The 1,044-nt window shown below is 55.3% G+C and carries 1 protein-coding gene; it reads left to right on the top strand.

Features of this window, described 5'->3' with window-relative positions:
* Positions 1–978: PD-(D/E)XK nuclease family protein (locus ACR0P9_RS13120; RefSeq protein WP_432620854.1), on the top strand; the 978-nt coding region annotated here is incomplete at its 5' end.
* Between the last annotated feature and the right edge of the window lie 66 nt (positions 979–1,044).

Raw genomic sequence — 1,044 nt, 5'->3', positions numbered from 1 at the left:
GCCATGCGTGACGTACAGAGCAAGCTGGAAAAATGGGCGGCGATTTCTGTCTTAGATCCGATTCCGCCGTATGCGTTGTCCGGTGCCAATCAATACGCACTGTGGATGGCGGTTCCACTGCTCCGGCATCCGCAGGCACTGCCGCTGCGTGAGCTGCTGCACCGATTGCCTGCACTGGATACCAGCGCGCCGGACTGCTTTACCGTCCGCATGATTCCGTATCAGAGACAGGATGACGAGCAGCCAGAACAGGAAACCGGTCAGTTTGTGGAGCAAGAGGACATACAGGCGCCGGAGCTGAAGCCATATGCGGCGGATGTCCTGCGTGATCTGCCGTCCAAGCTGACAGCGACTGCCATTACAGCGTCATTTCAGGCGGCAGAGGCGGGAGAGCAGACAGAAGCGCCAAAACAGCAGGCAGAACTGCGCCGTCCGTTCTTTGAGCGGGAAGCGCGCGGTCTGACGCCGTCAGAGATCGGCACGGCACATCATTTGTTTTTACAGTTCTGTGATTTCGCGCGGTGCGAAACCGCAGAGGGCAGAGCACAAGAGCTGATGCGGTTGCGCGACAAGCGCATTCTCAGTCCAGAACAGGCAGACGCGATTGACTTGAGACAAATAGAGGCGTTTTTCTCCTCGGATTTGTACGCACAATTTGGACAGGCAACGGTGCGGCGGGAGTTTAAATTCTCACTTTTGGTTCCGGCACAGGACTATTACGAAGAGGCCAAGGGATTTGACGAACAGCTGCTCATGCAGGGCGTCATTGACTGCCTGTTGGAGACCGAACAGGGATTGACGGTTATCGATTTTAAGACCGACCGCGTGTCCAAACAATTTGCCGCGCAGCGAGCAGAAACCTATCGCGCGCAGCTGTCTGCCTATAAACGGGCGGCGGAAACTGTGTTTGGCAAGCCGGTCACGGGCTGTGCTCTGTATTTCCTCAGCAGTCGTCAGACAATTTGGCTCAATCTATGAGAAAACGCTTGCATTCTATGGCAGGCTATGATATAATCCTTGAGGAAATACGGACGGAACCGTGTT

It is taken from the genome of Butyricicoccus sp., assembly GCF_050872565.1.
GTDB lineage: Bacteria > Bacillota > Clostridia > Oscillospirales > Butyricicoccaceae > Butyricicoccus_A.
This window is presented reverse-complemented; position numbering and strand designations above follow the sequence as displayed.